Raw genomic sequence first — 25,435 nt, 5'->3', positions numbered from 1 at the left:
CTCAGACGCCCATCGCATCCCGCGGGTTCCCTTGCGCGGACGACCAATCGTCGACGAACGCCGAAAGCGCGGCATCGTCGGCGGGAATCTCGATCATCAGCGTGACGAGCTGGTCGCCGCGCGAGCCGTCCTTGCGGTGGAAGCCCTTGCCCTTGAGGCGCAGCACCTTGCCCGAGGACGAGCCCTTCGGGACGGTGAGCATCACGGGCTTCTCCGCGGTCGGCACCTTGACCGGGCCGCCCTTGACCGCCTCGGCGAGCGTGACCGGGAGGTCGAGCCGGATGTCGTCGCCATCGCGGGTGAAGAAGCGGTGCGGCTGGATCTCGATCGTGACGATCGCGTCGCCCGCGCCGCCGGGGCCCTGCTCTCCCTTGCCCGACAGGCGCAGCTGGGTGCCGTCCTCGACGCCGGGCTTCAGCTTCAGGTCGATCGTCTTGCCGTCGCCGAGCGTGATCCGCTGCGGGGCGAGCGCGGCGGCGTCGACGAAGGGGACGCGCAGGCGATAGGCGATGTTGGCGCCCTTGGGCGGAGGCTCGCGGCGGCCGAACCCGCTGGAGAAGCCGCCACCGCCGCCGCGGCCGCCGAACAGCCCCTCGAAGATGTCCGACATGTCGGGCGCCTCGCCGCCGAAGCCTTCGCTGCGGAAGCCGCCGCCGCCGCCGCGCGATTGCGCGCCGGGGTGCGCGCCGTAGCCGAAAGGCGCGGCCGGGTTGCCGTCGCCGTCGATCTCGCCGCGATCGAACCGGGCACGCTTGTCCTTGTCGCTCAGCAGGTCGTACGCGTTGGTGACCTGGCTGAAGCGTTCGGACGCCTTGGGATTGTCCTTGTTGCGATCGGGGTGCAGCTCTTTTGCGAGCTTGCGATACGCCTTCTTGATGTCCGCCTCGTCCGCGCCGCGCGCGACGCCGAGCGTCGAATATGGATCGGCCACTGATGTCCCCGTTGACGTGTATTAGGTGGCTATGTGGGTCGTGCGGGGGCGAGAGTCTAGAGTGCGATGGCCAACTCGCCCGTTCGTTTCGAGCGGAAAACAGATGCAGCGCGCCGCCATAGCCGTCAGTCGCCCGCGTCCTCCACCGGGGCGACGTCGACGCTGACGTCCATTTCCTGCGCGCCGGAGCCGAGGACGACGCCGTCGACGGGCGCGATCTCCGCATAGTCGCGGCCGATCGCGACGATCACGTGATCGCCCGCCATCCAGATGCCGTTGGTGGGATCGACGCCGACCCAGCCATGGACCGGCCCGCACCACAGCAGCACCCAGGCATGCGTCGCGTCCGCGCCGACCAGCCGGGGTTCGCCCGGCGGCGGGATCGTACGGATATAGCCCGAGGCATAGGCGGCGGGCAGGCCGGCGGCGCGCAGCCCGGTAATCATGATCTGCGCGAAATCCTGGCAGACGCCGCGGCGCTGGAGGAAGGCCTCGTGCGGGGCGGTGTCGACCAGCGTCGCGGTCGCGTCGAACGCGAACTCCTCCTGGATGCGCCGCGCGAGCGCGATGCCGGCGTCGAGTGCGGGGCGATCGGGATCGAGGTCGGGCGCACACCACGCAGCGATCTCGCGGTCGAGCGGGATCAGCGGCGAGGGGTAGAGATAGGACGCCGGCCCCGCCGCGGATACGTCGCGGCTGGCGCGCGCGAGCGCGGCGACCTCGCGCAGGGCGGGGTCGTCCGGGCCGGGCATCGGCACGAGCCGATCGACGGTGATCCGCGCGAGGCTTTCGATGACGAGATGGCGCACCGGCTCCTCGATGACGAGGCGGGTGACGTTGGCGAGCCCGGCCTCGGCGTGCGCTGGATGCGTCCGGCCCGAGGGGCTGACGTTGAGCGCATAGTGTTCGAGGCGCTGGCCGGGCCAGTCGATCGGCTTGAGCCGCAGGTTGCAGCGCGCGAACTTCACCTGGCTGCCGTAATCGAAGCGGGTGACGTGGCGGATATCGTAGATCATGCGGGGTTGCCCGTCAGCGGGCTGACGCTGAAACCGTTCGTGCCGAGCCTGTCGAAGCACTGCCCTACCTTCCGGGCGTCGCAAGAAGGACGGCACTTCGACAAGCTCAGTGCGAACGGGGAGTGGGGCGAGCGGGTCACGCTAGCGTCAGCCCGCTCGCGCGCAACGGCTCCGCGCCCTGGAGGAAGTAGCGGCGGGCGATCGCGTCGGAGAGCGCGCTGAGGCGGCGTTCGATCTCGCCGAGCGTGTCGGGGTCGAGCGTGGCGGCCTGCGCGGTCGCGATCAGCGCGTGGATCGCGGTCGCCTCGCGCTGCTGCGCCTCGGCCATGCCGTCGTCGGCGAGGACGGGAAGCGCGGCGAGATGCGCGACAAGCGCCTCGATCTGGAACGCCAGCGCGCGCGGGTTGCCTGGATCGAGCCCGACGAGATCGACGACGGGCACGCGCGCGATCCCGGTCAGGTAGCGCTGGCGATAGCTGATCTGGCTGTTGGCGAGATCGAGCAGCGTCGACAGGTCGTCCGCGGTCGCGCCGGGCATGCCGAAGGTGCGGGTGGCGCGCGCGATCACCTGCGCGCGCTCCAGCCGGCGGCCGAGATCGTGGAACCGCCACGCCGCGGTCCGCCCCATATGCTCCGCGGACAGCCCCGCGATCGCGGCGTAGCGGCGCTGGAGCGAGCCGGCTCTGTCCATCATGCCGCGGTGCGTCGGGAAGGGCGCTTCGAGGAGGCGGATCATGTCGCCCGACAGGCGATCGCGCGAGCCCTCGCCGATCGCGCGCGCGTGGCGGTTGATCGCGGCGACCGACTGCCATCCGCCTTCGAGCGATTCCATCGCGGTGCGCGCGAACTGGGTGAGGTCGACGCGGCGCAGCGAGGGCGGCGGCGGGGCGGCGCCGGCGTTGACGATCAGCGCGACGAGGTGGCCGACCGTCCCGCTGGACAAGGCGGCGCCCGCATCGGCGTCGATCGAGTTGCCGAGCATCACGCGCACGACGCCCAGCAGCGCCTCGCCGCGCTCCAGATAGCGGCCGAGCCAGAAGAAATTGTCCGCGACGCGGCTGGGCAACGTGCCCGGATTGCGGCGGATGTGGAGCGAATCGGGGGCGGGGAGCAGCGACACCTGCGCGACCGGATCGGGGCCGTGGACGCAGACGTCGGCGGACCAGACGCCCTCGCCCATCACCGCCGCGCGCGGATCGCTGTGCTCGCCGATCCGCGCGAACCCGCCGGGCAGGACGACCCATTGGCCGTCGCCGCCGCGCGCCGCGAACACGCGCAGCGAGAAGGGGCGCGGCGCGAGCGCGTCGCCCATCACGACGGGCATGGTCGACAGGCGGACGATCTCCTGCCCGACATAATCCTGCGGGCGGCGCTCCATATCGGCCAGCAGCAGCGCGCGCGCGTCCGCCGACAGGTCCGCGCCGTGGATCGCGCGGCCGCCCGGCAGGCCGAGCGGGGCGGGACCGAAGGCGGGGGCGATCAGCATCCGGTCGAGATCCTCCTCGACATGGCGGCGCTCCGCATCCTGCCCGCACCACCAGGTCGCGATGCCGGGGATCGCGAGCGTCTCGCCCATCAGCCGCGTCGCGAGGCGGGGAAGGAAGGCGGAGAAGGCGGGCGCCTCGAGCAGTCCCGCGCCGGGCGCGTTGGAGAGGACGACGTTGCCCGCGGCATAGGCGTCGATCAGCCCCGGCACGCCGATCTGCGAATGGCTGTCGAACGCGAGCGGATCGAGCAGCCGTGGGTCCATCCGCCGCCACAGCGCGTCGATCCGCTTTAGCCCGCCGATCGTGCGGACATAGACCTTGTCCTCGAGCGCGGCCAGGTCGTCGCCCTCGACCAGCAACAGCCCCAGATAGCGCGCGAGATGCGCCTGTTCGGCATAGCTGGGGTTGTAGCGCCCCGGCGTCAGCAGGCCGATCCGCGGATCGGCGCGCTTGCACACCGCGGCCAGCCCCTCGCGGAACGCGGCGAAGAAGGGGGCGTGGCGGCGGACGTTGATCCGCGCCTGCAATCCGCCGAGCGTGCGGCTGACCGCGAGGCGATTCTCGAGCGCATAACCCGCGCCCGCGGGCGCCTTCAGGTGATCGGCGAGCACGCGCCACTCGCCGGTGGGGCCGCGGCCGAGATCGATCGCGATGAAGTGGAGGTGGCAGCCGCCGGGCGGCTCCATCCCGACGAGCGGGCGCAGGAACAGCGGGCTGCCGGTGACGAGCGCGGCGGGGACCATCCCGCGCTCGATCAGGTGCTGCGGGCCGTAGAGATCGCCGAGGATGCGTTCGAGCACCTGCGCGCGCTGGACCACGCCGCGTTCGATCCGCCCCCATTCGTCGGTGTCGATCAGCAGCGGGACGGGAGAGAGCGGCCAGGGGCGCTCGTCCGCCTCGCCGATGATGCGAAAGCCCGTGCCGATGTCGGCAGCATGGCGCTGGACGCGCTCGCGCGCATGGCCGAGATCGTCGCCCGCGACGGCGGCGAGCTCCGCGAGCATCGCCGCCCATGCGGCGTCGTCGCTGTCGCAGAGCATGTCGCCGGCATGGCCCTCAGCGCAATAGTCCGCGATCCAGCGGCGCGCATGGCTTTCGGCGTCGAACAGGACGGGCTGCGTGGCCAAATCGTGCCGGCTCCCCTCTCGCGGCTGTGCGACCGTAGAGGCAGGATGCTGTGGCGCAACATGAAAGTGCTATGACTATGCGAGGGGCGGATCTTGGTGAGCGTTTCGCCCCGTGCGATTCCGCGCTATGGCGCGCGCATGACCGACGATCCGATCGCGCTGTTCGATGCCTGGTATGCGGAGGCCAAGGCGTCCGAGCCCAACGATCCCAACGCGATGGCGCTCGCCACCGTCGACGGGGCGGGGCGACCGTCGTCGCGGATGGTGCTGTTGAAGGGGCACGGGGCGGACGGGTTCGTGTTCTACACCAATCGCGAGAGCCGCAAGGCGGGCGACCTGGCGGCGAATCCCCAGGCGGCGTTGCTGTTCCACTGGAAGTCGCTGCGCCGGCAGGTACGCATCGAGGGCGCGGTGACGTGGGCGAGCGACGCGGAGAGCGACGCGTATTTCGCGTCACGCGGTCGCGATTCGCAGCTGGGGGCGTGGGCGTCGGACCAGTCGCGCGCGCTCGACGAGCGCGCGACGTTCGAGGCGCGGTTCGCGCAGATGACGGAGCGGTTCGCAGGGCGCGACGTGCCCCGGCCGCCGCATTGGGGCGGGTATCGCGTGACGCCGCGCGCGATCGAGTTCTGGCAGGACCGCGCGCATCGCCTTCACGAGCGCCGACTGTTCACCGCGACCGATGCGGGCTGGCGCGAAGGATTGCTGTTCCCATGACCCATGACGAGCGTCGCCGCGTCATTCCGCTCGCGATTCGCGCCGCGTTGGCGAGCGTGGCGATGGCGTCGTCGTTGCTGGTCGTTAAGGGGTATGCGGCGTGGCATACCGGATCGGTCGCGATGCTGGGGTCGCTCGCGGATACCGGGCTCGACCTGCTCGCCAGCCTCGTGACGCTGTACGGCGTGAAGCTGGCCGCCGAGCCCGCAGACCACGACCACCGGTTCGGCCACGGCAAGGCGGAGGCGCTGGCGGCGCTGTTCCAGGTCGTGCTCATCACCGCGTCCGCGATCGGGATCGCGTGGCGCGCGATCGAGCGGTTCGGCAACCCGCAGGTCAACGAGGATGCGGGACTGGGGATCGGCGTGTCGGCGGTGGCGATCGTCGCGACGTTCGGGCTGCTGGCCTACCAGCGCGCGGTGATCCGCAAGACGGGATCGGTCGCGATCCTGGCGGATAACGTCCACTACCAGTCCGACGTGCTGCTGAACGTGGCGGTGATCGGCGCGCTGGTGCTCGACCAGTATATGGGCGTGTCGGGCGCGGACCCGGTGTTCGGGATCGCGATCGCGCTGTGGCTGGTGTGGGGCGCGTTTCAGGCGTCGTCGCAGGCGATCGACATGCTGATGGACAAGGAATGGCCCGAGGACCAGCGTACCGCGTTCGTGGAGGTCGCGGCGCGCCAGCCCGGGCTGAAGGGTATCCACGATTTCCGCACGCGGCGCGCCGGCGCGCACGATTTCGCGCAGTTCCACATGGAGGTCGACCGCGACCTGACGGTGGGGCAGGCGCACGATATCGTCGAGAATGTGGAGCGGCGGCTGCGCGAGGTGTTCCCGAAGGTGGAGGTGCTGATCCATCTCGACCCCGAGGGGCATGTCGACACCGACAACCCGCTGGTCGAGGCGGACGTGATGCCGCATTGGTTCGGCAAGCGGCTGTGAGCCGCATGGGGTTCGGCAAGCGGCTGTGAGCCGCATGAGGTTCGGGAAGCTGTAATGCGGATACCCTTCACGCAGGTCGATGCGTTCGCGAGCGTGGCGTTCGCGGGCAATCCGGCGGCGGTGATGCCGCTGGCGGCGTGGCTCGACGACGACGTGCTTCTTAAGGTCGCGCAGGAGAACAACCTGTCGGAGACCGCGTTCCTCGTCCCGACGGATGCGGACGATGCCGATTTCGAGCTGCGCTGGTTCACGCCGGGCGCCGAAGTCGCGCTGTGCGGGCATGCGACGCTGGCGAGCGGGCATGTCGTGCTGGCGTCGGACCCGGCGCGCGAGCGCGTGCGGTTCGCGACGCGGCAGGCGGGCGTGCTGGAGGTGGCGCGCGATCCGGTCGGGGCGGGGGGCGCCGGCTATGCAATGGCGTTGCCGGCATGGGCGCCGGTGCCCGCGCCGCTGCCCGACATGGTCGCGGCGCTGGGCGTTGCCGCTGTCGAGACGCTCTGGCACGACAGGGGCTATGGCCTCGTGATCGTCGCGGACGAGGCGGCTGTGCGTGCGTGCGCGCCGGACATGCGCGCGCTGGCCGCGCTGGGGCCGTATGTCGCGATCGTCGCGGCGCCGGGCGAGGCGGAGGACTTCGTCAGCCGGGTGTTCGTGCCCGCGTTCGGGATCGACGAGGATCCGGTGACCGGCTCGGCCCATGCGGTGATGACGCCCTACTGGGCGCACCGACTGGGCCGCGAGCGGATGCGCGCGGCGCAGTTGAGCGTGCGGGGCGGGCGATCGACCTGCCGGGTCGAGGGCGACCGGGTGGTGCTGGGCGGCGCCTGCGTGACGGTGATCGAAGGGACGTTCTTGCTCGCCTGACGCCGGCGTCAGCCGGATCGCCGGCCGCGGCGCGAAGTGCCGCGCGTCATCGGATCGGGCTTGCGCGGTTTCACCCAGCCCTCGGGCGGGGTGATGCGCTGCTGGCTGGTGCCGAGCCCCATCGCGCCGGGCTGTTGGCGCGTCAGCCCGGTGGTGTCGAGATCGGGCACGTCGTCGCCGCCGTCGCGGATCCGGGCGATGCGATCGCGCAACCCGCGCGCGCGCTCGAAATCCAGTGCGGCGGCGGCGGCGTCCATGTCCGCCTGAAGGTCTTTGATCGTCGCCATGCGCCTGTAACGTGCAGATGGGAGATTGCGTTGCGGCACAAGCGCAGCTTGGCAATGCTAAAGATCGACTCGCGTTGAAATCCTATCGGCATAGTAGAGTTTGAGTGGCGTACCGACTGTGTCCTGTCGACGCGAGCCGGGCGCGATCGAAAAGGGACCAGTCTTGATGAAGAAACTCGCCATTCTCGCCACTGTCGCTGCCGCCGGCCTGTCGCTTGCGGCGTGCTCGAAGGAGCCCGCGGCGGACAATGCGGTCGTCGCGAACGACATCACCGCGACCGATCTCGACGCAGGCAACGAGACGCTGACCGACGAGAACGTGCTCGCGACCGAAAACCTCGCGGTGCCGCTCGAGGCCAACGTCTCCGAGAACGCGACCGGCGGCAACGCGCTGTAGATTTCCCCTCGCGGCGCGACACCTGCCCCGTCGCGCCGCCCCCGCACGCCAAGGAAGCTCCCTTGGGCGACCCTGCGGCCCGGCCTGACCGCCGGGCCGGCTTTTTTGGTCAGGCCGCCAGCGCCGCCGCTTCGGTCGCGGCGATCCAGCCGCCGCCCATGACGCGATCGCCCGCATACAGCACCGCGGCCTGGCCGGGGGACACGCCATATTCGGGCGCCTCGAACACGACGCGGTCGCCGATCATCCGTGCGGGAACGGGCCTCGCCATCGAGCGCACCTTCACCGAGAGCGCGCCGTCGAGCGGGCCGAGGACGTTCATCGCCTCCAGCCGCGCCGCGGATACCGCCAGCGCAGCGCGCGGGCCGACGACGACCTGCTTCGACGCGGCGTCGAGCCGGACGACATAGAGCGGCTCGGGCACGCCGCCGATCTCCAGCCCGCGGCGCTGGCCGACGGTGAAGTGGATTAGCCCGCGATGCTCGCCCAGCTTCGCGCCCGACAGGTCGACGATGTCGCCGCGCGTGTCGGCGTCGGGACGGAGCTTCTTCACCAGCCCGGCATAGTCGCCGTCGGGAACGAAGCAGATGTCCTGGCTGTCGGGCTTCGCCGCGACCGCGAGCGCGAGCTCGGCGGCGAGTTCGCGGACGCGCGCCTTGGGCAGGTCGCCCAGCGGGAAGCGGAGATAGTCGAGCTGCGCCTGCGTCGTCGCGAACAGGAAATAGCTCTGGTCGCGTGCGGGATCGGCGCCGCGGTGGAGTTCGGCGCCGGCAGGATTCTCGACGCGGCGGACATAGTGACCGGTCGCGAGGCAGTCCGCGCCGAGTTCGCGTGAGAGCGCCAGAAGGTCGGTGAACTTGGGCCCCATGTTGCACTGGACGCAGGGGATCGGGGTGCGGCCGGCAAGATACTCGTCGGCGAACCGCTCGACGACGGTCTCGCGGAAGCTCGTCTCGTGATCGAAGACATAGTGCGCGATGCCGAGCCGGTCGCACACCGCGCGCGCGTCGCGGATGTCGGCGCCCGCGCAGCACGCGCCGGCGCGCTTCGTCGCCTCGCCGTGGTCGTAGAGCTGGAGCGTGACGCCGATCGTCTCCGCGCCGGTGCGCGCGGCGAGCGCGGCGACGACCGAGCTGTCGACGCCGCCCGACATCGCGACGACGATCCGCTTGCCGGAGAGGTCGGCGCCGAGCTGGAAATCGATGGGGTTCATGATCCGCGCGACAATAGCCGCTCAGAGATCGCGACGAAAGTAATCTCGATAAACGAAGCGTTTCACCCGGCTTTACGCGACCTTCAGACCCTGCGCGCTAGAGCCTCGATCCCGAGAGTCGAGCGAGACCAGTACAGCGTGGACCTGAGCTTTCCCCGTTTCGAGAAGGATGTGCAGGTCACGGTGTTGCCGCCCGACCTGGCGTTGCTGATGGTGGGCGTCGCGGCACGCCAGGCCGCGAGCCCGACATCGGTGCGCCATGCCCGGCTGATCGCGCGCCCGGTGGAGGGCACGCTGTTCGCGCCGCTGCACGGGGCGTTCAACGGCGGTGTCGCGCGGTTGATCGCAACCTGGTCGATCGGGCGGGGAGGTCGTGAATGAAGCGCGCGTTAACCTAGCCGTTTCAGGCCATGTTGAAGACCCGGCAGTATGGTGCCGGCAAGAACCAGCCGGGGAAGGTCGCAGTACCCCGCATCAGTCATCGAGGTTGAGTATGATCGAGAACCAGAAGATCCGTCCCGCCAAAGTCATCGGACCGCTCGGCGAGGCGCTCACGCTCGATTCGCTGCCGCCGCCCTCGACGACGCGGTGGGTCGTGCGGCGCAAGGCCGAGGTGGTCGCGGCGGTGAACGGCGGGCTGCTGAACGTCGACGAGGTTTGCGAGCGGTACGGTCTGACGGTGGAGGAGTTCGCCGGCTGGCAGCGCGCGATCGACCGTTCCGGCATGCCCGGGCTCCGTGTGACGCGGATCCAGCACTACAAGTCGCTGTACGAGCGCCAGCAGAAATACTGATTGCGGTTACGATAACGGAACAATCGTCGCGGTCATGACTTTTCCTTCCCAGCGCCCGGATGTGTCGGGCATCATTCAGGGGAGTGCGTCATGATCAACCTTCTTATCTGGCTCGTCATCGGCGGCGTCATCGGCTGGCTCGCCAGCATCATCATGCGGACCGATGCGCAGCAGGGCATCTTCCTCAACATCATCGTCGGCATCGTCGGCGCGTTCCTCGGCGGGCTGGTCCTGTCGGGCGGGTCGATCAACAACGCGCCGCTGACGCTCTACTCGTTCCTGGTGTCGCTGCTGGGTGCCGTCATCCTGCTGGCGATCGTGAACCTGGTCCGTCGCGGCCGCGTTCGCTAAACTTCGGGTTCGTCACCTGTAGTAAAAGGGGCCGTCCGGTACGCCGGGCGGCCCCTTTTCGTGGATGGCCAAAGGCCGTCGCATCATCACCCCGGCCTCTGCCGGGATCCACGCATGCCCGTCATCGCCGGCTGGCCGGTTCGCGGAACGGTGGACCCCGGCACAAGGCCGGGGTGACGGTCCGTCCGATCTACCTCTACTTCAGCAGAAAGCGCACCTGCACGCGGGCGGTGACCGCGGTTTCGCCCGGCATCACGACGGTATCCGCCGACTCGGCCTTCGCGCGGGCCATCTGCATCACCATCGGCGGGGGCGAGCCGCCTGCATCCTCGCCTGACTCGACGATCGACACGATCCGGTCGACGCGCATCCCGGCGGCTTTCGCGTAGAGATCGGCGCGGGCGCGGGCGCGGGCGATCGCATCGGTACGCGCCTCGTCGAGCGCGACGTCGGGCTTGTCGAGCGAGAAACTGGGGCCGTTGATCTCGTTGGCGCCTTCCTTGACCAGCACGTCGAGCGCGCGTCCGCTCTTCGCGATGTCGCGGAAGCGGACCGATACGCTGTTCGACGCCTGATAGCCGGTGATGACCGGGGGCATGTTGTCCGCGTAGCGATAGCGCGGCGACAGCGCGACGTTGGCGGTGGAGACGTCGCGATCGGCGATGCCGGCGCGCTTCAAGGCGGCGACGACGCGCGCCATGCGCCCGGCATTCTCGCTCGCGGCGGCGGCGGCGGTGTCGGCCTGCGTGGTGACGCCCGCGCGAATCGTCGCGATGTCGGGGGTCCGCAGCGTCCGTCCCTCGGCGGACACCTCGAGCAGCGTCGCATCGGGCAGGATCGGCAGCGTCTGCGCGCCGGCGGGCGCCGCGGCGGCGGCGAGCAGCGGCGCGAGCAGGGCGGCGTAGGATAGCGTCTTGGTCATGGTATCTCCCGGTTCTGGTGCACGACGCTGTGCGCCCGCGTGGATCAACCGCGGCTGAACGTCACGAAAAAGCCCGGATTGCACCGCATTGGCGCGATGCCCGCGTTTCCGCTTGAGCGTGGTGACTTATTTGTATAACACAGCAGGCGTGAGAGGGGCGCGAGCTCCGACGGGGTGGGAACGGGACGTGACGGGCATGAATTACGATACCGGCAGGATCGATGCGGGCTCGGGCGCGGAACCGCTGGCGCTGGAGGGCGGCGAAGCGCCGCGCTCGCGCCGCAAGTGGATCGTCATCGGCGTGATCGTCGCGCTGATCGCGATCGCGGGCGCCTGGGCGGTGATGGGGCGCAAGCCCGCGGCGCCGAAGACGGGCCCGACCGAGCAGATCCCGACCGTCACCGTGATCGTCCCCGGTCGCCACGTCGTCGACGCCGCGATTTCCGCGACAGGCACGCTGGCGGCGCGCCGCGAGATGCCCGTCGGCGTCGCGGGCGAGGGCGGGATGGTGACGCGCGTGCTGGTCGAGCCCGGCCAGTGGGTGGGGGCGGGGCAGGTGCTGGCGACCGTCGACCGCTCGGTGCAGACGCAGACCGCGGCGTCGCTGGGCGCGCAGATCGGCGTCGCGCGATCCGACCTGACGCTGGCGCAGGCCGAGCTCGATCGCGCGCAGCAACTCGTCGGGCGCGGCTTCATCAGCCAGGCCGACGTCCAGCGCCGGATCGCGACCCGCGACGCCGCCGCCGCGCGGCTGAAGGTGAGCCAGGCGACCGCCGCCGAGCAGCGCGCGCGCAACGGCCGGCTCGACATCCGCGCGCCCGCCGCCGGGCTGATCCTGACCCGCGGCGTCGAGCCCGGGCAGATCGTCAGCTCCGGCAGCGGCATGCTGTTCCGCATGGCCAAGGGCGGCGAGATGGAGATGCGCGCGCAGCTTTCCGAAGGTGACCTGCAGGGCCTGCGCCCCGGCGCGCGCGCGCAGGTGACCCCGGTGGGCGGGACGCAGTCGTTCGCGGGACAGGTGTGGCAGGTGTCGCCCGTGATCGATCCGCAGACGCGGCAGGGGATCGCGCGGATCGCGCTCCGCTACGATCCCGCGTTGCGCCCGGGCGGGTTCGCCTCCGCGACGATCGTCGGCGGGACGAGCGAGCTGCCCGAACTGCCGCAGTCCGCGATCCAGAGCGACGACCAGGGCAATTTCGTGTATGTCGTCGACGCGGCCAACAAGGTGTCGCGCAAGGCGATCACGCTGGGCGCGGTCGCCGACAGCAGCGTCGCGATCGCGAGCGGGCTGGCGGGCACCGAGAAGGTGGTGCTGTCGGCCGGCGCGTTCCTGAACGCGGGGCAGAAGATCAAGCCGGTGCTGAAGGCCAAGTAAGGGGCGACGACGATGAGCTTCCGCAACATCTCCGCCTGGTCGATCCGCAACCCGGTGCCGTCGATCGTCCTGTTCCTGATGCTGACGGTGGCGGGCGTCGTCAGCTTCATGCGAATGGACGTGAACAACGATCCCGACATCGACTTCCCGGTCGTCATCGTCCAGATCAGCCAGCCCGGCGCGGCGCCGACCGAGCTGGAGACGCAGGTGACCCAGCGCGTCGAGGCGGCGGTGCGTTCGCTCCAGGGCATCGACGAGATCAGCTCCGACGTGTCCGAAGGCAATTCGACCACCGTCATCCAGCTCGACATCGGCACCCCGATCGACCGTGCCGTCAGCGACGTGCGCGACGCGGTCAGCCAGGTGCGCAGCAACCTGCCCGAGGGGATCCTCGAGCCGCAGATCATGCGCGCGAACACCACCGACAACGATCTGGGCAGCTATTCGGTGATCGGCACCGACATGACCGTCGAGCAGCTGAGCTGGTACATCGACAACACGGTCGCCAAGACGCTGCTGTCGATCCCGGGCCTCGCCGCGGTGGAGCGCAACGGCGGCGTCAGCCGCGAGATCCGCGTGATCCTCGATCCCGCCAAGCTGGCGGCGCAGGGGCTGACCGCGACTCAGGTGAACCAGCAGCTGCGCCAGGTGAACCTGAACGCGGCGGGCGGGCGGGCGGAGATCGCGGGCTCCGAACAGTCGGTGCGCGTGCTGGGCAACGCCAAGAACGCCTATGTCCTGGGCCAGACGCAGATCAACGTCGGCAGCGGCCGCACGATCCGCCTGTCCGACATCGCGCAGGTCCGCGACCTGTACGCCGAGCAACGCAACTGGGCCGCGGTCGACGGACGCCCGGTGCTCAGCTTCGACTTCAAGCGCGCCAAGGGCGCGTCCGACGTCACGGTCTTCGCCGAAGCGACGAAGAAGCTGAAGGCGCTGGAGGCGCGCAACCCCAGCGTGAAGTTCAAGCTGCGCAACAACGGCGCGAAATATGCCGAGGAACAGTATGAGTCCGCGATCCATGCGATGATCGAGGGCGCGGTGCTGGCGGTACTGGTGGTGTTCCTGTTCCTGCGCGACTGGCGCGCGACGATCATCTCCGCGCTGGCGATCCCGCTGTCCGCGATCCCCGCCTTCTGGTTCATGGACCTGCTGGGCTTCACGCTGAACCAGATGACGCTGCTGGCGCTGAGCCTGGTCGCGGGCGTGCTGGTCGACGATGCGATCGTGGAGATCGAGAACATCGTCCGTCACATGCGGATGGGCAAGAACGCGTATCAGGCGTCGATCGACGCGGCGGACGAGATCGGGCTGGCGGTGCTGGCGACGACGATGGCGATCGTCGCGGTGTTCCTGCCGGTCGGGCTGATGCCGGGCATCTCGGGCCAGTTCTTCAAGAATTTCGGACTCACCGTCGTCGCCTCGGTGCTGATGAGCCTTGCCGTCGCGCGGTTGCTCACGCCGATGATCGCGGCCTATTTCCTGAAGGCGCACGGCAGCGCGTCGCACGGCGAGGGGCGGATGATGGACGCCTATGTCGGCATGCTCGCCTGGACGCTCGACGACCGGCGCGCGAAGGCGGCGGCGGCGGGCCGGGGCGTGGTCCGGCGGATGCTGGCCAAGTTCCGCGACCACCGCATCTGGGTGAGCGCGACGGGCATCGTCGCGTTCGTGCTGACGCTGGTGATGTTCGGCGTGCTGCCGCAGCAGTTCCAGCCCGCGCAGGACAACGAGCGCAGCTCGGTCGCGATCGAGATGGTGCCGGGCACCACGCTGGCGCAGACCAAGATCGTCGTGCAGCGCGTCGCCGCGCTGCTGGCCAAACAGCCCGACGTCGAGACGGTCTACGCGCGCGCCGGCGTCGGCACCGGACGCGTCACCGCGCAGCTGCGCGAGGACCGCAAGATGAAGTCGACCGAGTTCGAGCGCAGCCTGGCGCCCGAGCTGGCCAAGATCCCGGACGCGCGCGCCAACTTCCAGTCGCAGTTCGGCTGGGGCGGCAGCAACCGCGACGTCTCGATCACGCTGGGCGGCGACGATCCGGTGGTGTTGCGCCAGACCGCGAACAAGGTGGTGGCGGAGATGGCCACGCTGCCGGTGCTGGTCGCGCCGCGGATCTCGGGCGATCTCAACCGGCCGGAAATCGTCATCAAGCCGCGGCTCGATCTCGCCGCCAGCCTGGGGGTGACGACCAACGCGCTGTCGAACGCGATCCGGATCGCGACGCTGGGCGACATCGACCAGAACAGCGCGCGCTTCTCGCTGAGCGATCGCCAGATCCCGATCCGCGTCGCGCTCGACCAGGGCTCGCGCGAGCGGCTGTCGACGATCCAGACGCTGCCGGTGCAGACGCAGAGCGGCGGATCAGTGCCGCTGAGCCTGGTCGCGGAGATCGGGTTCGGCGCGGGGCCGACGAAGATCCAGCGCAACAACCAGCAGCGCCAGATCACGATCGGCGCCGACCTCGCGCCCGGCATCGTCAGCGGCGTCGCGATGAAGCAGATCAAGGCGCTGCCGACGATGAAGAACCTGCCGCTGGGCGTGGGCGAGCTCGTGCTCGGCCAGACGAAGTGGCAGGCGGAGATGATCCAGAACTTCCTGACCGCGGTGGTATCGGGCGTGTTCCTCGTCTTCGCGGTGCTGGTGCTGCTGTATCGCCGGCTGCTGCCGCCGCTGGTCAACATGGGATCGCTGCTGCTCGCGCCGCTGGGCGGGTTGCTGGCACTGTGGGTGACGGGCAACGCGATCTCGATGCCGGTCTATATCGGGTTGCTGATGCTGCTGGGCATCGTCGCCAAGAACTCGATCCTGCTGATCGATTTCGCGCTGGAGGAAATGGACAAGGGCGTGCCGATCCGCACCGCGATCATCGATGCCGGGCACAAGCGCGCGCAGCCGATCGTGATGACGACGGTGGCGATGATCGCGGGAATGGTGCCGACCGCGCTGTCGATCGGCAGCGACGGATCGTGGCGCGCGCCGATGGGCATCACGGTGATCGGCGGGCTGGCCCTGTCGACCATCCTGACGCTCGTCATCGTGCCCGCGGCGTTCAGCCTGGCCGTCGGCGTCGAGCGCTGGGTCGGGCCGCGGCTGGGCCGCCGGCTGCTCAGCTATCGTCCCGGCGACGACGGCTCGAAAGTGATCGGCCCCACCGCCACCGCGGGCGCTATCGGCGCGCCGCAGGGCAAGCTGGGCTATGGCGACGACGACGCGCAGCCGGCGGAGTGACCCCGGCCCTCCCGATCGACGCGCGCGATCGGGAGGGCGGGCACGAATAGGCCTGAACTATCCCGCGCGTCAGGGATTGTTTCGGGCATGATCTCCATCGCCCGCGGGCGGCTTCCTCACGACCCGACGCCCGCGGCGCTGGTCCGCATGCGCTGGATCGCGACCGGGCTGCTGGTCGCGATGGCGGCGACGTTCCTGGCCGTGCGGGCGTGGCAGGGCGCGCATCCCGATACCGGCGCGTGGCCGGGCTATGTCCGCGCGTTCGCGGAGGCCGCGATGGTCGGCGGCCTTGCGGACTGGTTCGCGGTGACCGCGCTGTTCCGCCACCCGCTCGGCCTGCCGATCCCGCACACCGCGATCGTGCCGCGCAACAAGGACCGGATCGGCGACACGCTGGCGGCGTTCCTGCGTGACAATTTCCTGACCCCGGTCGTGATCTCGCGCCGGATGCGGCGGATGGACATGGCGAGCGTGGCGGGCGCGTGGCTCGCCAATCCGGGCGCGTCGAGCAAGCGGCTGACGCGCGGCTCGTCACGCCTCGCGGTCGAGATCTTGCAGGCGCTCGATCAGGAACGGCTGGGCGGGATGGTCCGCGGCGCGATGGTCCAGCAGGTCCGGAACATCGATCTGGCGCCGCTGCTGGGGCAGGGGCTGGCGGCGGCGATGGCGCAGGACCGGCATTTGCCGATCCTCGACGGCATCGCCCGGTGGACGGGTCACGTCCTGCGCGCGAACGAGCATCTGGTGCGCGCGATGGTGCACGATCGCGCGGGATCCATCATGCGCTGGACCGGGCTCGACGAAACCCTGTCGAACAAGATCATCGACGGGCTGGAAAAACTCGTCGCGGACATCGCGGACGATCCGGAACATCCCTTGCGCGAGAAGGCGGAGGAGGGCCTGGCGACGCTGGCGCGCGATCTCCAGCACTCTCCCGAGATGCGCGCGCGCGTGGAGTCGCTGAAGCTGGCGCTGCTTGAGAACCCGGCGATGCAGGGCTGGATCAACGGGCTGTGGGAGCAGGCGCGCACCGCGATGCTGCGGATCGCGCGCGATCCCGAAAAGCTGCTGGCGGGCAAGTTCGGCGAGGCGCTGAAGCAGTTGGGGGAGACGCTCGAGCGCGATGCGCGGCTGCGCGCGACGCTGAACCGGTTCTTCCGCCGCGCGGTGGTCGGCACCGCATCCGACTATGGCGACGGGATCGTCAGGCTGGTGTCTGAGACGGTGCGCGGGTGGGATGCAGGCACGATCACGCGGCGGCTGGAGAATGCGGTGGGCAAGGATCTCCAGTTCATCCGCATCAATGGCACGCTGGTGGGCGGACTGGTCGGCGTCGCGATCCATGCGGTGGACGCGGCGTTGTGAGGGGGTGGACGGCGCGCCTATCGCTCCCAGTCGAGCACCGGCCAGCCGCGCAGCTTCGCGAGCGTGCGCAGCGCCCCGTGCGGGTTCACGACGAAAGCCTCGTCGGCCCATGCGAAGGTGGGCGCGTCGGAGACGTGATCGGAATAGAAACGAATCTCCGCCTCGTCGCGATCGATCCCCTCGCGCGCCATCCACGCCTCGATCATCCGCAGCTTGGCGGGGCCGTAGCAATTCTCGCCCAGGATCCGCGCGGTGATGTGGCCGCGATCGTTCGCGACGATCTCGGTGCCGATCGTGCCGTCGAAGCCGAGCCGCTCCGCGATCGCCTCGGCGTAGAAGCGGTACGAGGCGGTCGCCATGACGAGGCGGTATCCGGCGGCTCGATCCGCCGCGATCCGCTCGCGCGCGCTGCGGAAGACCCCGGTCGCGACGACGCGCGCGGCGAAGGCGTCGGCGGCGGCGCGCGCAGCGTCCGGCGTGAGCCGCCCGCCCAGCAGCAGCGTCTGCGTCGCCTGTTTCAGCCGGCCGCGATCGATCAGCCGCGCGGCGTAGCCAGCGGTGGCGAGCCCCGCGAGCGGCAGCAGCGCGAGGCGCCACGGTGTGGTCGCGCGCGCCGTGGAAACGAGGAACGGCGTCCAGGTCGGCGCATGCGTCAGCGTCTTGTCCATGTCGTAGATGGCGAGCCGATGGCGGCGGCGGTCTGTCTCGGGATCGGTCATCGCGCTGGCTCGGCTCCGCTCGTCTCTTCGGGGGAACCGCTTGCCGTTGCACGCAGTTTCCCGCAAGGGTGGCGACGATGACCGAGCGGGCCGATTTCGAGCAGACGGGAGACGGCGGCGGTGCGCTCCGCTTCTCCGGCGATCTGACCCTGTCGATGATCGGCGACCTGCCGGCGCGGCTTGCCGCGGCGGACGGTGGCGCGGTGCGCAGGATCGACTTGTCGCGGGTCGAGCGGATCGACACCGTCGGCGCCTGGGTGGTCCACCGTTTCGCGCGCGAGCACGACGCGACGATCGAGGGCTTGTCCGAGGATAATGCGCACCTGATGGACCAGGTGGCGCGCGCCGACCAGCCGGTCGCGATGCGCCGCGCGCATGTCGGCTCGTTCCAGCGCGTGCTGGGCGAGGTCGGCGATGCGGTGGTGACGTCGGGCCGAACGCTGCTGGGTCTTCTGGGATTTCTCGGCGCGACGGTGATCGCGTTCGGCGCGGTGATCCGGCATCCGCGCCGGTTCCGGTTCAACGCGGTGGTCCAGCAGCTCGAGGTGGTCGGCGTGTCCGCGCTCGGCATCGTCGGGCTGATGAGCTTCCTGATCGGGATCGTCATCGCGCAGCAGGGCGCGGTGCAGCTGCGCCAGTTCGGCGCGGAAGTGTTCACGATCAACCTGATCGGGCGCATCACGCTGCGCGAGCTCGGCGTGCTGATGACCGCGATCATGGTCGCGGGCCGCTCTGGCTCGGCGTTCGCAGCGCAGCTCGGCACGATGAAGCTGACCGAGGAGATCGATGCGATGCGCACGATCGGCGTGTCGCCGATGGAGGCGCTGGTGGTGCCGCGCACGCTGGCGGCGGTGGTGCTGATGCCACTGCTCGGCTTCTATGCCTCGCTGGTCGCGATCATCGGGGGCGGGCTGCTCGCCTGGCTCCAGCTCGACATTCCGCCGGTCACCTATGTGCAGCGGATCCGCGAGGTCGTGCCGATCACCGACCTGTATGTCGGGCTGGTCAAGGCGCCGGTGTTCGGCGCGATCATCGCGATCGCGGGGTGTTTCCAGGGGATGCAGGTCGAGGGCGATGCCGAGCAGGTCGGGTCGCGCACGACCTCCGCGGTGGTGCAGGCGATCTTCCTCGTGATCGTGCTCGACGCGTTCTTCGCGGTGTTCTTCACCTGGATCGGGTGGAACTGATGGCCGATCGCGCCGAAACCATCATCGAGGTCCGCGGTCTTCGCAACAGCTTCGGCGAGTCGGTGATCCACGAGGGCCTCGACCTGGACGTGCGCAAGGGTGAGATCCTGGGCGTCGTCGGCGGGTCGGGCACCGGCAAGTCGGTGCTGATGCGCTCGATCATCGGGCTCCAGACTCCCGACGAGGGCGAAGTGACCGTCTTCGGCGAGCCGACGATCGGCAAGGATGCGACCGAGGCGGTCGACGTGCGCAAACGCTGGGGCATCCTGTTCCAGGGCGGCGCGCTGTTCTCCACGCTGACGGTGGCGGAGAACGTGCAGGTGCCGTTGCGCGAATTCTATCCCGATCTGGATCTGGCGCTGCTCGACGAGATCGCGTCGTACAAGGTGGTGATGACCGGGTTGCCGCCCGATGCTGGCCCCAAATATCCGTCCGAGCTGTCGGGGGGCATGAAAAAGCGTGCAGGCCTCGCGCGCGCGCTCGCGCTCGATCCCGAGCTGCTGTTCCTCGACGAGCCGACCGCGGGGCTTGACCCGATCGGCGCGGCGGCGTTTGACGAGCTGACCAAGTCGCTCCAGCGGACGCTGGGGCTGACGGTGTTCCTCATCACCCACGATCTCGATACGCTCTACGCGATCTGCGACCGCGTCGCGGTGCTGGCCGACAAGAAGGTGATCGCGGTAGGGACGATCGACGAACTGCTCGCGCTCGACCATCCGTGGATCGAGGAATATTTCAAGGGACCGCGCGGCCGCGCGGCCGTGGCGACGCAGGAAGCCCATGAGGGCCGCGCGCGCGCCGAAACCCCCGCTGCCACGCCAGCCGCGACGATGAGGGCCGACTGATGGAAACCCGTTCCAACCACGTCCTCGTCGGGGCGGTCGTGCTGATCCTGCTGGCGGTGCTGGCGCTGTTCACGGTGTGGATCGCGCGGCTCGGCGGCACGAGCGAGAAGGAGTATGACATCTTCTTCCGCCAGTCGGTCGACGGGCTGGCCAAGGGCTCCGCGGTCACCTTCTCGGGCGTGCCGTCGGGGCAGGTGAAGGAGATCGCGCTCTGGAAGCCCGATCCCCAGTTCGTTCGCGTCCGGGTGAGCGTCAACGAGGATACGCCGGTGGTGCAGGGCACGACCGCGACGATCCAGGGCAGCTTCACCGGCACCAGCACCGTCTCGCTCGACGGCGCGCGCAAGGGCGCGCCCGCGATCGTGTGTCCCGAAAGCAATCCGCTGACGGCCTGTCCTTACGGCAAGCCGGTGATCCCGACGCGGCAGGGCGGGCTGGGCGCGATCCTGAACTCCGCGCCGCAGCTGCTCGAGCGGCTGTCGACGCTGACCGAGCGGCTGACGGGGCTGATGACCGACAAGAACCAGGCGTCGATCGCGGGTATCCTCGACAATACCAACCGGCTGACCGATGCGCTGGCCGATCGCGGGCCGGAGATCGCGGCGACGCTGGCGCAGACGCGGGTCGCGATCCAGCAGGCTGGCGACGCGGCGCAATCGATCGGGCAGCTTGCGGCGACCACCAACGGCATGATCGCGCAGGACGTGGCGCCCGCGATGAAGAACCTGAACGGCGCGATCGCCGCCGCGCAGCAGTCCGCCGAGACGCTCAACGGCGCGATCGCGGATGCGCGGCCGGGCCTTCAGACCTTCTCGAAGCGGACGATCCCCGAGGTGAACCAGCTGGTGCTCGACCTGCGTCGCACCTCTGCCGCGTTCGCCTCGATCGCGGAGAAGGTCGACCAGCAGGGTGCGAGCTCGCTGGTCGGCTCGCCGAAACTTCCCGATTACAAGCCGGCCAAGTGAGGGTGACGATGAACAAGCTCCGGGTATCGCTCGCCGCGATCGCACTGTCGGTGCCGCTCGCCGGGTGCATCAGCTTCGGCGCGAAGCCGCCCGCGTCGCTGATGACGCTGACCGCGACCGCGCAGGTGCCGGCGGGGCAGGTCCAGTCTAGCGCGGCGGCGACCTCGTCGATCACCGTCCTGGTGCCCTCCACCCCGCAATCGCTCGCGACCGCGCGGGTGCCGGTGCAGGCGACGCCGACGACGGTGGCGTATGTGAAGGATGCGCTGTGGGTCGAGCCGCCCGCGCGGCTGTTCGCGCGCGTGCTGTCGGACACGATCGGCGCGCGGACCGGGCGGATCGTCGTCGGGACGGAGCAGGCCTATGCCGATCCCGGCGCGCGGCTGACGGGCGAGCTGCGGTCGTTCGGCCTGGATGCCGCGACCAGTGCGGCGGTCGTCACCTATGACGCGGCGCTGGTCCGCGCGGACGGCAAGGGAGTCGAGAAGCGCCGCTTTACCGCCAGTGTGCCGGTCGCCGCGATCGATTCGGCGTCGGCGGGTCCCGCGCTCAACCAGGCGGCGAACCAGATCGCGGGCGAGGTCGCGGACTGGGTCGGCCGATAGGCGCGGCCGGCCCTATGGGACTGCGCGTACCGGCACCGGAATGTTGCAGACGTCCGCCGCGCCCGCGGGCCTGATGAAGAACGGCAGCTCGCGGTTCTGTCGCGCCTTCGTATAACGCGCGAAGGTGTCGGTGTCGGTCGCCAGATACTCGAACCGGGGTCGCTCCGCGGCGGGCAGGTCGCTCGCGAGGCGGATCGTGCGGATCGCGACGCGCTGGTCCGGGCGCGCGTAGAAGCCCATCCCGCCGGTGCCGCGCGGCAGCACGGACAGATACTCGATCCCTTCCAGGACGCGGCCGACCAGTGCGACGTTGCGATCGAGATGGCGCGGCGCGTGGCCGATCACCGCATAGAGTTCCGCGCCGGAGCCCGTGTCCGGCGACAGGTCCCGGCCGACCCCCACCATGCCGTAGCAATGGATCGGCCACGCCGTCCTGCGATCGGTCGCCAGCGGGAAACCGCGATAGTAGAAGAGCGCGGGTGCGTAGACGTCCGCCAGGGTCGTGCCGGTGCCGGTCGCGAGGGGGCGGGTGGCGGCGGGATCGATCGCGGCGATGGCCGTGTCGTAGTCGCGCTCGGGCACCTTGGGCAGCCCGGCGGGCAGGGGCTTCTTTTCGGTCGCGTCGCCCCATTGTGCGACGTAGTTGTCCTGCACGCGGTTGATGCTCGTCCCGTCCCACCAATGGGCGGCAGCGAGCGCGCGGACGTTGGCGACGTGGCCGGCGGAGACCGGCGCCGGGATCAGCTGGATCACGATGCGCCGGGGCGCACCCGCGGTATCGGGGGCGAGGTGCATCACCAGCAGGTCCGCCGCTGCGATCGCGCGCCAGTCCGCGGCAGGCGCGGCCGCCGCGATCGCGGCGGGGGAGGGCGGGGCGTCCGCGGGCGCGCGTCCGGCGGCCTGTGCCGCGGCGGCCTGTGCCGCGGCGGCCTGGCCGAGGGTGGCGACGATCGAGAGGAGCGATGTAAGCATGCGCGGGATGGTGCCCCGTCGCGCCGCCGGACGCAATCCATCCCCACCCCTTGCACCCGACGTCCTCCCGGCCTAGTGCGCTGCCTTCCGAGGCATGCGGAGCGGTGGCCGAGTGGTCGAAGGCGCTCGCCTGGAAAGTGAGTATACGTCAAAAGCGTATCGTGGGTTCGAATCCCACCCGCTCCGCCACCTAGTGTCCTGATTCGACTGTGTTTTTCGGAAAAACCGATCGAGTCAGACTGCCAATTTTCTCCGTTTTTAGTACGGATTCTGAAAATCGTGGCTGATTCGGCCTGATTGTTTCTCTTGGTACAGTTTTCGGAATAATATCCCGTAAAATCAGTAGCCTGTCCTCGATTGTATTCCGAGTTCGAATCCGTCTCGCTCCGCCACACAGTCGTAAGTTACTGAGGTAGCAGGATTTTAGGCCTGGAAATGGCGCAGAACTGCCCCGTTTCTGCACCGTTCGGTAGTGCGGAGAGTCATCTGCAAACCGGAAATACAAAATCGGGGCCGGGTTTCTCCGCCGCTATCCCGGCCAGTACGGAATCAAAAACCCACCGGTTTCAGATCGGATCCCGGAGCGAGTCTTTGCTCGCCCCGCGTCGGTGGCAATGGTCCACGCGACCCATACGGCGCAAGATGACCCGCCGATGGCGCCTCTTCCCAGCGCCTCGCGACCGACATGGTTCGAGACGTTCGTTTTTTCGACACCGCTGGCTGGGTCGTTTCCCAGCAATCCCTCACCCAAGTCGTTGTTTTGTAGCCGGAAAGATGGCTGCCATATTACGGCCACGCGCAATTCAGCAGGAGCGCCAGCAGGCACGATACAGGCGACGCTGCAGGTAGAAAACATGTCCTGGCAGGCCTGACCGTGGCCTGATTCGCCGCCACCGTTTTACAAATCTTATCGTCGCAGCCGTTGATGGCGTAACCGACGGTATAAGGGGTGAAATTCAGGGGCGTTCGCGTCGCGCCGCCATCTGGGTCATTCGCAGCAGATCAGCGATAGCGTCCTCGACATCGGCGTCACTGGCTGAGACGAGTCTCCCATCCATCGGCTCCCGCGCGCCTGCCGCCTCAGGCATCAGGGATGAATCAGCATCCGTCCCCGAGCATGCGATGACGAGCGCGATGAAGGGCATGGGCGAGATGCGCCGGCTGGTCTTGCCGGCTGCCAGCCGACGCACCAACATCTCGAACAAGGGTACGGTGACACGCCGGCCGTCCGGACGGGTTACCGCGACCGGGGTATTGGCGATCGCCATCACGGTATCGCGCAACGGGCGGGGCGGGACACACTGATCTCTTACCGAGTGCGTGCGGAAATGCGGGCCGCCAGCATGACCGGGCGCAAGTGGCTCCGCTGCATCTTGCTCCCGTACCATCAGGCCGACCCGCCACCGGACCGCGGCCGCAAGGGGTAACGCTCGCGAAGTTCGAAGTAGGCGGCGGCGCTCCTCGACAGATCCATGAAGTCCTTTGCGGCAAGGCGATTGCCCTTGCCCGACGCCAACACCCACAGATTGCGCTCAAGTATGCTGATCGTCTGGACTTTCGTATCGTTCGCCAGCTTCGTATCGCTTCCCGCGATCTCGAGGATCGTCCGGTGAATGTCCTCAAGCGTCATCAAAGGTTTGGACTTGCGACTGCGGGCGCCGGCAGCATTGCCCGACTGACCGGGTGCGAACTGCCCGGCGCGCGTGCGCTGGATATCCCCGCTCATGCCAGCGCATCCTCGGCCAACCGGTCCATCTCGGCGCCACGGCGCGCGTGGACCGCGTCGAACGTTTCGCCGGTCGCAGCGAGGACGGCATCGGTCCTCGCCAGCTTCTGCCAGCGCCGGATCGTAACTGCGCAATAGTTCGGCTCATATTCAATGAGGCGGCCATGCCGACCGGTCTTGTGCGCCGCGATCAGGGTCGAGCCCGATCCGCCGAACGGATCGAGCACGATCTCGCCACGCTTGGACGTATCCTTGATGGCGTCCATGATCATGGTGACGGGCTTGACGGTCGGGTGCATGGCGAGCTCGGCATCGCGTCCGGTCTTTGTTGCGCCGCGGTAGGTCCAGATGTTGGTGCGGTAGCGCCCGTTCTTGCCCAGCTGCACGGTGTTGAGATGCGGTGCGTCCCCCACCTTCCACACGAACACCAGCTCATGCTGCGAGCGATAGAAGCTGCCCATGCCGCCATTATCCTTGGCCCAGACGCAAAGGTTCTGAAGCCCGGAATAGACGCCGTGTCCGGCCTCCAGCATCTCACCCATATGACGCCAGTCCATGCACTGGTAATGGATGGCGCCGTCCTGACTAACGGCTGCGGCATTGGCGAAGACGCTCGCCAGGAAGGCAGTGAATTCAGGCCGGGTCATCTCGCCGCTACCCATAGCGAACTCGGCATGCTTCGTCTGGCCGAGGCCACCGACATGGCCGTCCACCTTCACATTGAACGGTGGGTCCGAAAAGACCATCCGGGCGGTGCCACCATCCATCAGCTGCGCGAACGCCGCAGGGTCACGGCTGTCGCCACAGACGATCCGATGGGGTCCGAGCATCCACAGGTCACCGCGTTCGACCCCCGTCACCTCGCGACGCTCGAGCACAGGGGTTTCCTCGAGTTTCGCGTCGGCCGGCGTGGTATCCAGGATGAGGTCGATTTCGGTGGTCGAAAAACCGGTCACCTCAAGGTCGAATGGCAGGTCGAGAAGGGCCAGCTCTTCGAACTCGAGGCGGAGGATATCGGGATCCCAGTCGGCGTTCGCGGCGATCTTGTTGTCGGCGAGCCGGTAGGCCCTGAGCTCGGCGGGAGTGAGATAGGCAAGCGCGAGCGTCGGCACATCTTCGATATTGAGCAGGCGTGCTGCCTTGGCACGCGCCTGACCGGCAACGATCGTGCCATCGGCATCGATGATGATAGGATTGGTGAAGCCGAACTGACGGATCGAGGAGGCAACCTGCTCGATCTGGCGGTCGCTGTGTCGGCGGGCGTTGCGGGCGGCAGGCTTGAGCGTTCCCAGCGGGCGCAGTTCGACCTTGAGCGGGTCGATAGTGTGTCGGTGGATATGATTATCGTTCACTCTTCGTCCTCCATCATGGTGGCTGATGGAGTACCTATGTATTA

The 25,435-nt window shown here is 69.0% G+C and carries 25 protein-coding genes and 1 tRNA gene; 15 read left to right on the top strand and 11 right to left on the bottom strand.

The window, feature by feature from the left end; translation table 11 throughout:
- Position 1 precedes the first annotated feature (1 nt).
- From ACV7NO_RS00345 to ACV7NO_RS00335, 3 genes are all read right to left on the bottom strand, one after another.
- Positions 2 to 931, bottom strand: coding sequence for a DnaJ C-terminal domain-containing protein (locus ACV7NO_RS00345; protein WP_463404054.1), 930 nt, complete (start codon positions 929 to 931; stop codon positions 2 to 4).
- 125 nt (positions 932 to 1,056) lie between these two features.
- Positions 1,057 to 1,947: a transglutaminase family protein gene (locus ACV7NO_RS00340; RefSeq protein ID WP_463404053.1), complete on the bottom strand. Its 891-nt coding sequence runs from the start codon at positions 1,945 to 1,947 to the stop codon at positions 1,057 to 1,059.
- Positions 1,948 to 2,083: 136 nt separating this feature from the next.
- On the bottom strand, positions 2,084 to 4,561 hold the full coding sequence (locus ACV7NO_RS00335) for a circularly permuted type 2 ATP-grasp protein (RefSeq protein ID WP_463404052.1): 2,478 nt from the start codon (positions 4,559 to 4,561) through the stop codon (positions 2,084 to 2,086).
- A 138-nt stretch (positions 4,562 to 4,699) separates the two neighbouring features.
- Between ACV7NO_RS00335 and pdxH the strand changes: the two genes are divergently transcribed.
- The 3 genes from pdxH to ACV7NO_RS00320 are packed head-to-tail and all read left to right on the top strand — an operon-like array spanning position 4,700 to position 7,086.
- On the top strand, positions 4,700 to 5,278 hold the full coding sequence (gene pdxH, locus ACV7NO_RS00330) for a pyridoxamine 5'-phosphate oxidase (protein WP_463404051.1): 579 nt from the start codon (positions 4,700 to 4,702) through the stop codon (positions 5,276 to 5,278).
- On the top strand, positions 5,275 to 6,222 hold the full coding sequence (locus ACV7NO_RS00325; RefSeq protein WP_463404050.1) for a cation diffusion facilitator family transporter: 948 nt from the start codon (positions 5,275 to 5,277) through the stop codon (positions 6,220 to 6,222). Before pdxH ends, ACV7NO_RS00325 begins: the two co-directional genes overlap by 4 nt.
- A gap of 54 nt (positions 6,223 to 6,276) precedes the next feature.
- On the top strand, positions 6,277 to 7,086 hold the full coding sequence (locus tag ACV7NO_RS00320) for a PhzF family phenazine biosynthesis protein (RefSeq protein WP_463404049.1): 810 nt from the start codon (positions 6,277 to 6,279) through the stop codon (positions 7,084 to 7,086).
- Positions 7,087 to 7,094: 8 nt separating this feature from the next.
- Here ACV7NO_RS00320 and ACV7NO_RS00315 read toward each other — a convergent pair whose 3' ends face one another.
- The gene (locus ACV7NO_RS00315; RefSeq protein ID WP_463404048.1) at positions 7,095 to 7,373 is read right to left on the bottom strand and encodes a UvrB/UvrC motif-containing protein; all 279 of its coding nucleotides are present in this window, start codon (positions 7,371 to 7,373) and stop codon (positions 7,095 to 7,097) included.
- Positions 7,374 to 7,539: 166 nt separating this feature from the next.
- Here ACV7NO_RS00315 and ACV7NO_RS00310 point away from each other — a divergent pair, with 166 nt between their 5' ends.
- On the top strand, positions 7,540 to 7,770 hold the full coding sequence (locus tag ACV7NO_RS00310; protein WP_463404047.1) for a hypothetical protein: 231 nt from the start codon (positions 7,540 to 7,542) through the stop codon (positions 7,768 to 7,770).
- Between the two features lie 109 nt (positions 7,771 to 7,879).
- Here ACV7NO_RS00310 and mnmA read toward each other — a convergent pair whose 3' ends face one another.
- A complete protein-coding gene (gene mnmA / locus ACV7NO_RS00305) occupies positions 7,880 to 8,983 on the bottom strand; it encodes a tRNA 2-thiouridine(34) synthase MnmA (RefSeq protein ID WP_463404046.1) in 1,104 nt (367 codons plus the stop codon).
- Between the two features lie 138 nt (positions 8,984 to 9,121).
- On the opposite strand from mnmA, the gene ACV7NO_RS00300 reads away from it, so the two are divergent.
- From ACV7NO_RS00300 to ACV7NO_RS00290, 3 genes are all read left to right on the top strand, one after another.
- The gene (locus tag ACV7NO_RS00300) at positions 9,122 to 9,364 is read left to right on the top strand and encodes a hypothetical protein (RefSeq protein ID WP_463404045.1); all 243 of its coding nucleotides are present in this window, start codon (positions 9,122 to 9,124) and stop codon (positions 9,362 to 9,364) included.
- 112 nt (positions 9,365 to 9,476) lie between these two features.
- Positions 9,477 to 9,776 (top strand): CtrA inhibitor SciP, encoded by a 300-nt coding sequence (gene sciP, locus ACV7NO_RS00295; RefSeq protein ID WP_463404044.1) that lies wholly within the window; start codon positions 9,477 to 9,479, stop codon positions 9,774 to 9,776.
- 90 nt (positions 9,777 to 9,866) lie between these two features.
- A complete protein-coding gene (locus ACV7NO_RS00290) occupies positions 9,867 to 10,127 on the top strand; it encodes a GlsB/YeaQ/YmgE family stress response membrane protein (protein WP_463404043.1) in 261 nt (86 codons plus the stop codon).
- Positions 10,128 to 10,323: 196 nt separating this feature from the next.
- On the opposite strand, the gene ACV7NO_RS00285 is transcribed toward ACV7NO_RS00290, so the two are convergent.
- On the bottom strand, positions 10,324 to 11,049 hold the full coding sequence (locus tag ACV7NO_RS00285; RefSeq protein WP_463404042.1) for an SIMPL domain-containing protein: 726 nt from the start codon (positions 11,047 to 11,049) through the stop codon (positions 10,324 to 10,326).
- A 196-nt stretch (positions 11,050 to 11,245) separates the two neighbouring features.
- Between ACV7NO_RS00285 and ACV7NO_RS00280 the strand changes: the two genes are divergently transcribed.
- The 3 genes from ACV7NO_RS00280 (at position 11,246) to ACV7NO_RS00270 (ending at position 17,020) form a co-directional block, all read left to right on the top strand.
- On the top strand, positions 11,246 to 12,424 hold the full coding sequence (locus ACV7NO_RS00280) for an efflux RND transporter periplasmic adaptor subunit (protein ID WP_463404041.1): 1,179 nt from the start codon (positions 11,246 to 11,248) through the stop codon (positions 12,422 to 12,424).
- A 12-nt stretch (positions 12,425 to 12,436) separates the two neighbouring features.
- On the top strand, positions 12,437 to 15,655 hold the full coding sequence (locus ACV7NO_RS00275) for an efflux RND transporter permease subunit (protein WP_463404040.1): 3,219 nt from the start codon (positions 12,437 to 12,439) through the stop codon (positions 15,653 to 15,655).
- A gap of 87 nt (positions 15,656 to 15,742) precedes the next feature.
- Positions 15,743 to 17,020: a DUF445 domain-containing protein gene (locus ACV7NO_RS00270; protein ID WP_463404039.1), complete on the top strand. Its 1,278-nt coding sequence runs from the start codon at positions 15,743 to 15,745 to the stop codon at positions 17,018 to 17,020.
- A 17-nt stretch (positions 17,021 to 17,037) separates the two neighbouring features.
- Here ACV7NO_RS00270 and ACV7NO_RS00265 read toward each other — a convergent pair whose 3' ends face one another.
- Complete coding sequence (locus ACV7NO_RS00265) at positions 17,038 to 17,739, bottom strand: HAD family hydrolase (RefSeq protein WP_463404038.1); 702 nt, start codon at positions 17,737 to 17,739, stop codon at positions 17,038 to 17,040.
- Between the two features lie 77 nt (positions 17,740 to 17,816).
- Between ACV7NO_RS00265 and ACV7NO_RS00260 the strand changes: the two genes are divergently transcribed.
- Genes ACV7NO_RS00260 through ACV7NO_RS00245 form a run of 4 tightly spaced genes read left to right on the top strand, consistent with a single transcriptional unit; the run spans position 17,817 to position 21,341 of the window.
- A complete protein-coding gene (locus ACV7NO_RS00260) occupies positions 17,817 to 18,926 on the top strand; it encodes an MlaE family lipid ABC transporter permease subunit (protein WP_463404037.1) in 1,110 nt (369 codons plus the stop codon).
- Complete coding sequence (locus tag ACV7NO_RS00255) at positions 18,926 to 19,771, top strand: ABC transporter ATP-binding protein (RefSeq protein ID WP_463404036.1); 846 nt, start codon at positions 18,926 to 18,928, stop codon at positions 19,769 to 19,771. The genes ACV7NO_RS00260 and ACV7NO_RS00255 overlap by 1 nt, the downstream gene beginning before the upstream one ends.
- Positions 19,771 to 20,736 (top strand): MlaD family protein, encoded by a 966-nt coding sequence (locus tag ACV7NO_RS00250; protein WP_463404035.1) that lies wholly within the window; start codon positions 19,771 to 19,773, stop codon positions 20,734 to 20,736. The genes ACV7NO_RS00255 and ACV7NO_RS00250 overlap by 1 nt, the downstream gene beginning before the upstream one ends.
- Positions 20,737 to 20,744: 8 nt before the next feature.
- Complete coding sequence (locus ACV7NO_RS00245) at positions 20,745 to 21,341, top strand: ABC-type transport auxiliary lipoprotein family protein (RefSeq protein ID WP_463404034.1); 597 nt, start codon at positions 20,745 to 20,747, stop codon at positions 21,339 to 21,341.
- A gap of 12 nt (positions 21,342 to 21,353) precedes the next feature.
- Here the strand turns inward: ACV7NO_RS00245 and ACV7NO_RS00240 are convergent, their stop codons facing one another.
- Positions 21,354 to 22,313: a peptidylprolyl isomerase gene (locus ACV7NO_RS00240; protein ID WP_463404033.1), complete on the bottom strand. Its 960-nt coding sequence runs from the start codon at positions 22,311 to 22,313 to the stop codon at positions 21,354 to 21,356.
- A 98-nt stretch (positions 22,314 to 22,411) separates the two neighbouring features.
- Between ACV7NO_RS00240 and ACV7NO_RS00235 the strand changes: the two genes are divergently transcribed.
- A tRNA-Ser gene (locus tag ACV7NO_RS00235) sits at positions 22,412 to 22,502 on the top strand.
- A 767-nt stretch (positions 22,503 to 23,269) separates the two neighbouring features.
- Here ACV7NO_RS00235 and ACV7NO_RS00230 read toward each other — a convergent pair.
- From ACV7NO_RS00230 to ACV7NO_RS00220, 3 genes are all read right to left on the bottom strand, one after another.
- Positions 23,270 to 23,581, bottom strand: coding sequence for a hypothetical protein (locus tag ACV7NO_RS00230; protein ID WP_463404032.1), 312 nt, complete (start codon positions 23,579 to 23,581; stop codon positions 23,270 to 23,272).
- Positions 23,582 to 23,700: 119 nt separating this feature from the next.
- Entirely contained in the window at positions 23,701 to 24,039 is a 339-nt protein-coding gene (locus ACV7NO_RS00225) for a DUF5681 domain-containing protein (protein ID WP_463404031.1), read from the bottom strand.
- Positions 24,036 to 25,391, bottom strand: a complete 1,356-nt coding sequence (locus ACV7NO_RS00220; protein WP_463404030.1) for a site-specific DNA-methyltransferase — start codon at positions 25,389 to 25,391, stop codon at positions 24,036 to 24,038. The genes ACV7NO_RS00225 and ACV7NO_RS00220 overlap by 4 nt, the downstream gene beginning before the upstream one ends.
- Between the last annotated feature and the right edge of the window lie 44 nt (positions 25,392 to 25,435).

Source organism: Sphingomonas sp. Ell38C01, from assembly GCF_055231975.1.
This window is presented reverse-complemented; position numbering and strand designations above follow the sequence as displayed.

Excerpts from the sequence above, each read along its gene's own strand:
- ACV7NO_RS00255 (WP_463404036.1), top strand. The coding sequence starts at position 18,926 with ATGGCCGATCGCGCCGAAACCATCATCGAGGTCCGCGGTCTTCGCAAC.
- ACV7NO_RS00240 (WP_463404033.1), bottom strand. The coding sequence starts at position 22,313 with ATGCTTACATCGCTCCTCTCGATCGTCGCCACCCTCGGCCAGGCCGCC.
- ACV7NO_RS00325 (WP_463404050.1), top strand. The coding sequence starts at position 5,275 with ATGACCCATGACGAGCGTCGCCGCGTCATTCCGCTCGCGATTCGCGCC.
- ACV7NO_RS00260 (WP_463404037.1), top strand. The coding sequence starts at position 17,817 with ATGACCGAGCGGGCCGATTTCGAGCAGACGGGAGACGGCGGCGGTGCG.
- ACV7NO_RS00315 (WP_463404048.1), bottom strand. The coding sequence starts at position 7,373 with ATGGCGACGATCAAAGACCTTCAGGCGGACATGGACGCCGCCGCCGCC.
- ACV7NO_RS00285 (WP_463404042.1), bottom strand. The coding sequence starts at position 11,049 with ATGACCAAGACGCTATCCTACGCCGCCCTGCTCGCGCCGCTGCTCGCC.
- ACV7NO_RS00250 (WP_463404035.1), top strand. The coding sequence starts at position 19,771 with ATGGAAACCCGTTCCAACCACGTCCTCGTCGGGGCGGTCGTGCTGATC.
- ACV7NO_RS00265 (WP_463404038.1), bottom strand. The coding sequence starts at position 17,739 with ATGACCGATCCCGAGACAGACCGCCGCCGCCATCGGCTCGCCATCTAC.
- ACV7NO_RS00230 (WP_463404032.1), bottom strand. The coding sequence starts at position 23,581 with ATGGCGATCGCCAATACCCCGGTCGCGGTAACCCGTCCGGACGGCCGG.
- ACV7NO_RS00275 (WP_463404040.1), top strand. The coding sequence starts at position 12,437 with ATGAGCTTCCGCAACATCTCCGCCTGGTCGATCCGCAACCCGGTGCCG.
- ACV7NO_RS00290 (WP_463404043.1), top strand. The coding sequence starts at position 9,867 with ATGATCAACCTTCTTATCTGGCTCGTCATCGGCGGCGTCATCGGCTGG.
- ACV7NO_RS00245 (WP_463404034.1), top strand. The coding sequence starts at position 20,745 with ATGAACAAGCTCCGGGTATCGCTCGCCGCGATCGCACTGTCGGTGCCG.
- ACV7NO_RS00280 (WP_463404041.1), top strand. The coding sequence starts at position 11,246 with ATGAATTACGATACCGGCAGGATCGATGCGGGCTCGGGCGCGGAACCG.
- pdxH (WP_463404051.1), top strand. The coding sequence starts at position 4,700 with ATGACCGACGATCCGATCGCGCTGTTCGATGCCTGGTATGCGGAGGCC.
- ACV7NO_RS00340 (WP_463404053.1), bottom strand. The coding sequence starts at position 1,947 with ATGATCTACGATATCCGCCACGTCACCCGCTTCGATTACGGCAGCCAG.
- ACV7NO_RS00225 (WP_463404031.1), bottom strand. The coding sequence starts at position 24,039 with ATGAGCGGGGATATCCAGCGCACGCGCGCCGGGCAGTTCGCACCCGGT.
- ACV7NO_RS00270 (WP_463404039.1), top strand. The coding sequence starts at position 15,743 with ATGATCTCCATCGCCCGCGGGCGGCTTCCTCACGACCCGACGCCCGCG.
- mnmA (WP_463404046.1), bottom strand. The coding sequence starts at position 8,983 with ATGAACCCCATCGATTTCCAGCTCGGCGCCGACCTCTCCGGCAAGCGG.
- ACV7NO_RS00320 (WP_463404049.1), top strand. The coding sequence starts at position 6,277 with ATGCGGATACCCTTCACGCAGGTCGATGCGTTCGCGAGCGTGGCGTTC.
- ACV7NO_RS00310 (WP_463404047.1), top strand. The coding sequence starts at position 7,540 with ATGAAGAAACTCGCCATTCTCGCCACTGTCGCTGCCGCCGGCCTGTCG.
- sciP (WP_463404044.1), top strand. The coding sequence starts at position 9,477 with ATGATCGAGAACCAGAAGATCCGTCCCGCCAAAGTCATCGGACCGCTC.